3 protein-coding genes and 1 pseudogene are annotated in these 4,068 nt (G+C 40.6%); 2 read left to right on the top strand and 2 right to left on the bottom strand.

Features of this window, described 5'->3' with window-relative positions; genetic code table 11:
* Positions 1 to 354 precede the first annotated feature (354 nt).
* Positions 355 to 1,215: a DNA-binding protein gene (locus H5202_RS18630; RefSeq protein WP_182773384.1), complete on the bottom strand. Its 861-nt coding sequence runs from the start codon at positions 1,213 to 1,215 to the stop codon at positions 355 to 357.
* Positions 1,216 to 1,417: 202 nt separating this feature from the next.
* Here H5202_RS18630 and H5202_RS24365 point away from each other — a divergent pair.
* Positions 1,418 to 2,522, top strand: a pseudogene (locus H5202_RS24365) (transposase).
* A 39-nt stretch (positions 2,523 to 2,561) separates the two neighbouring features.
* A complete protein-coding gene (locus H5202_RS24810; protein ID WP_182773383.1) occupies positions 2,562 to 2,843 on the top strand; it encodes a DUF4156 domain-containing protein in 282 nt (93 codons plus the stop codon).
* A 432-nt stretch (positions 2,844 to 3,275) separates the two neighbouring features.
* Here H5202_RS24810 and H5202_RS18610 read toward each other — a convergent pair.
* Positions 3,276 to 4,068, bottom strand: a 793-nt coding sequence (locus H5202_RS18610) for a DEAD/DEAH box helicase (protein WP_259397380.1), incomplete at its 5' end; no start/stop codon positions are given.

Raw genomic sequence — 4,068 nt, 5'->3', positions numbered from 1 at the left:
AAGCCAGTTACTAATTACTTTCGAAAAACATCAGTCTCAATACACACTTTTCAATTTTTCTTGCTAGTTTATTCGGCACGGCTCTGATAGAGTTCTTATTAATAACCAGCTTTTCAATAGCTTGGCAAAGCATGGCTGGCTATATAATTAGATACTACAGCCAAATTAGACCACACCAATACAATGGCGGTCTCACTCCGAATGAGTCGGAAAGCTTTACTGGAAAACTTATAAAACCGTGGCCAATTTTAGTTGACCACTACAGCGGTAAATTTTCAGGCGTAAAAAATGGTTATATTTATTGGCTGGACGAACACATAATTAAAATTTATAGCAATAATAGAGCTGTTCATTCTACCTTTCTTGATTTGCTTCATAGAATTCTTGGCACTCTGCTTCTCTGCCCCTGACTACCCGTTTGCCTAGCAGAAAACCATGGGGTTCAGTGACCACAGTATACTGCCCGTCCTGATGGTTATCGTCAGAAAAATAGATGATCACCCAGTCAAAAACATGATCCAATTGGTGGGCACGTTCGCTGTTCGAAAACAGTGCGGTAAAATGCCAGTGCTCATGAGTTATGTGCAATATGGGCAGCCAAGCCTTATTTTCAGGGTTGAAACGTTTGGGAGTCACCAAGGGCAATTTGCCGGCAGCAGCTTTGCTGCGGTATTCGCCATCCACTTTTAACAATAAGCGGATGGGGACAAGGTTTGACTGTTGCCCCGGTCTTAATGGTTGCCGGCGTTCGTTAAGATGCTTTAACAGCCAGGCTTCTATGGCTTCTTTACGTTTAACACCCAGACCTTTAACCTGCTCAAGCTGACCATGGCGAGTGGCATTTTCCAGTGATTCGAGCGTATCAAGATGCAGACTGTCATGAATGCGCTGTGCCAGCGTCCGGCCGACGGTTGGTATCAATTGGAATAATTCGACCGGATCTGATTCTCCCTGCAGCGTTTCCAAACGGCTCATACGACTGGTCGCGACGTATTCATAAATAGACTGTGCAATCCCCGTACCAATTGTAGGCAGGTCAGTCAGTCCTTTCATGCCTTTAGCCTGCACCAGATCATCTAGGTCTTCAGTCAGATTATCCAGGGTATTCGCCGCCTTAAAATAGGCCTGATAGCGGAAAGGATTAGCGTGCTGTGTTTTTAGTAAAATACCAATTTCGCGAAGTTTTTCAGCTACTTCATGATTAAAAGCGCTCATCAGATCTTCATCCCAGATAATTGTCCTCGAATAATAAAAGAATAAGCGCTATTTTTGATTGCAACAAGTTTAGTCAGCCCCTTTTTAATGAATTATTTGATTGGTTTGATTGGTTTGATAAAATATGGTCACCCACAATTGTTGGGAAATATTTAGCCATTTCTCTAGTCTTTAGTTATCGATATTTACTTGCAGGTAATGAATGATGGCCAGACCAAGACAAACAGTGGTTAGCCTAAATGACACGCCTTATCCCTGTATATAGAAAGCTGCCACTGCTGTTCGCGTGTGGTGTGTAAGGCTTTTCTTTGCGGAATAGATAACTCAACAGGCGATAACTTTGAACATCGGCGCGAGTGGGTTGATATCCGTATTCTTGATCTGGCGACCATCTTTGCCATTGATATATGTGCTTACGCATTCTTGTTAATAAGCAGAGAGCAACCATTTGCATGTGGTGATTAAAGTTGGTGCAGATAAAGCGAAACACTGTCAGGTAAATACTTGCCGATGCAGTGGCATAAAGGTTTAAAAGGTACCTTACTGACACACAAGTTTGTCAAAGGTGAAAATCTGAATGACTTTGAATCAACAGCAGTTAATGACAGTATCAGCCAATACCGACAACGCTTAGTCGATATCAGTTGGTTTATGCGCTCCTTGAGTGAGCTGATTGCCAGAATGGCCAATAAAGAAGATAAGTGTACTGGCCGCTTCCATTCGCTGCCATCCATGGAGCTCACACTTCGGGCCAACTAAAGCCGTTCAAATTCATTCCCGATGAATTTGCGAGAAGGGCGGTTTACCTTTTCTTTTATAAATAGCCAAGCATTATTAGATGAAGCTGCAGTATTAGCCTGCATGGCCTATGTCGACCATTATTTATTAATAGAAAGGCCCATTCGTGCCAAAATGGCCGCAACCCCTGAAACCTCAAACTACACCAGTATTCAACGTCGAATAAACTCAGCCATAAAAGGTGAGCAGCCTGCAGAATTATTAGCTTTTATGGGTAATGAGCGTGTAAACATGCCTAATGGCTTAATGTTTAGCGTAAAAGCCTACATCATGCTGGTGAAGATACAGGCAGGATTATTAGAGAGGATAAACGCGGTGCCATTAGTTCAAGTAGCCACAATAATAGGCTGAATATTCCTGCTGAAAACTGGTTAAAAATCACTACAGAGTTTGGGGTATTATTCAAAGGTGCGGTAGGAGCTTTGCCTGCATTAACGGAATATTGCGAACATTTGGACCGAAAACGACGACAAGGCGCATCCAACTGCCAGCGTTGGTTGTGCGCGTAAACAATCACTTTTTAATCCGAAAAACTATCTTCTACTTGATTGATATCAAGTTGTACAGCCTCTGCTAATTTAAGTTCAGCTGGTTCACAGGTACGTGAAATACAAAAAGATTGGACAACCTCTTGTACATTTTTGGCAGTTATTGAAGTTCAAGGTGGGCTGACCTACACAAGCTTAGCCGCTGCAAAAAGCGATATGTTAAACAAGTTACGAAATAAAACAGCAGAGTTAAAAGGAAACTCAATTGTAATTGCGTCAATAGTGGTTGATCGCGGTTTTAGCCTTCCATTCGCTCAAGCAGACGCATACAAATGTCAATAAAACATAATCTGGTAGTCGAAGGTATCTAATCCAGCCCCTACAACACCCTGCATGCAGCTCCGCACAGGGCGGCTCATTGAGAACTCCTAACTAAACTTTCTGGTTAGCTTCTTGGTTTCAAGAATTAACAGCTAGCCATTCTTCCCTAAGTGAATGCTATCAAGGTTTGTTAAGATAATCATTACTAATGGTAATGCGAAACGGAGGCTATAGGGTTTCGGCTCTAACTGATTTATGTCCAAAAACGTGTTTGGTTTAACTATAATATGTATCAAAAAATTATTAGTTCCGATTCTAAAGCAACCTATCAATATTAATAAAATGTGTAGACACTTTGTGGGGAATCGTCTGATGCATTAGGGAACTATATTATTAATTATAATTAAAGTTTGAAATCCGATACTGAGTATTATAAGTATTCAAAATTAGGTCCTAGAATGGCGAATCGAACGTGGACACTACTTTTTCTCTAAATCCTCCTAAAAGCTCAAAAGACTGAGATACTAAACCTATAGCATTCTTAGGTGTGACTATCTCCAGTGAATCGACTTGCAAGGGCTTTTTATTAAAGCTACTTCCAACTTCTAGTTTGCTAGTATCTCTAGGTGAAATGTTATCTTTCATAACTTCATCTTTATCTAACGATATAGCTTCTGACGGACTAACATTGACGGGGGGACTATATATTACAGGCAGATCCGGTATTTCTTCTGCTATACGATTTGCAAATTCTACAAGCTTCGGCTCTGCAAAAGTGAATAGCCACGCTTGTTGGTCAACAGATGTGGTCATTCGTAAAATACGGCCTAATACTTGCTTAAAATAGAGCTCAGTTTTAACCCTACTGAGGTGACAACATACTTGCAAACGTGGAATATCCGTTCCCTCACTTATCATCCCAACACTGACTATCCAGTTGATCGAACTGTTCCGAAATTCATTTATTCTATGTGAAGGTTCATTTTCTTTATACGTAACAATTTGAGCTGTTTGATTAAACTCAGTTTTAAGCATGTTAAAGATATATGCAGCATGCTCTGTTGATGAAGAAACAATCAGTCCAGCGGCATTAGGATTGACCTTCTTGATGATTTTAAGCTTGTCTGTTGCTAGTGTTAAAATATGTCTGAGCGCTTCATTATTTTTGATGACCGATTGGTAAGGAACCGATTTATCCTTAAATAATTCATCAAAACAGTTAAAGGTTTTGGTCTCATTATCTTTG

The sequence above is a fragment of the Shewanella sp. SG41-4 genome, from assembly GCF_014164505.1.
Lineage (GTDB): Bacteria > Pseudomonadota > Gammaproteobacteria > Enterobacterales > Shewanellaceae > Shewanella.
The sequence above is the reverse complement of the archived record's forward strand: the minus strand, read 5'-3'. Positions and strand labels throughout refer to the sequence as shown.

Coding starts and splice junctions, on each gene's coding strand:
- H5202_RS18630 (WP_182773384.1), bottom strand. CDS start 1,215: ATGAGCGCTTTTAATCATGAAGTAGCTGAAAAACTTCGCGAAATTGGT.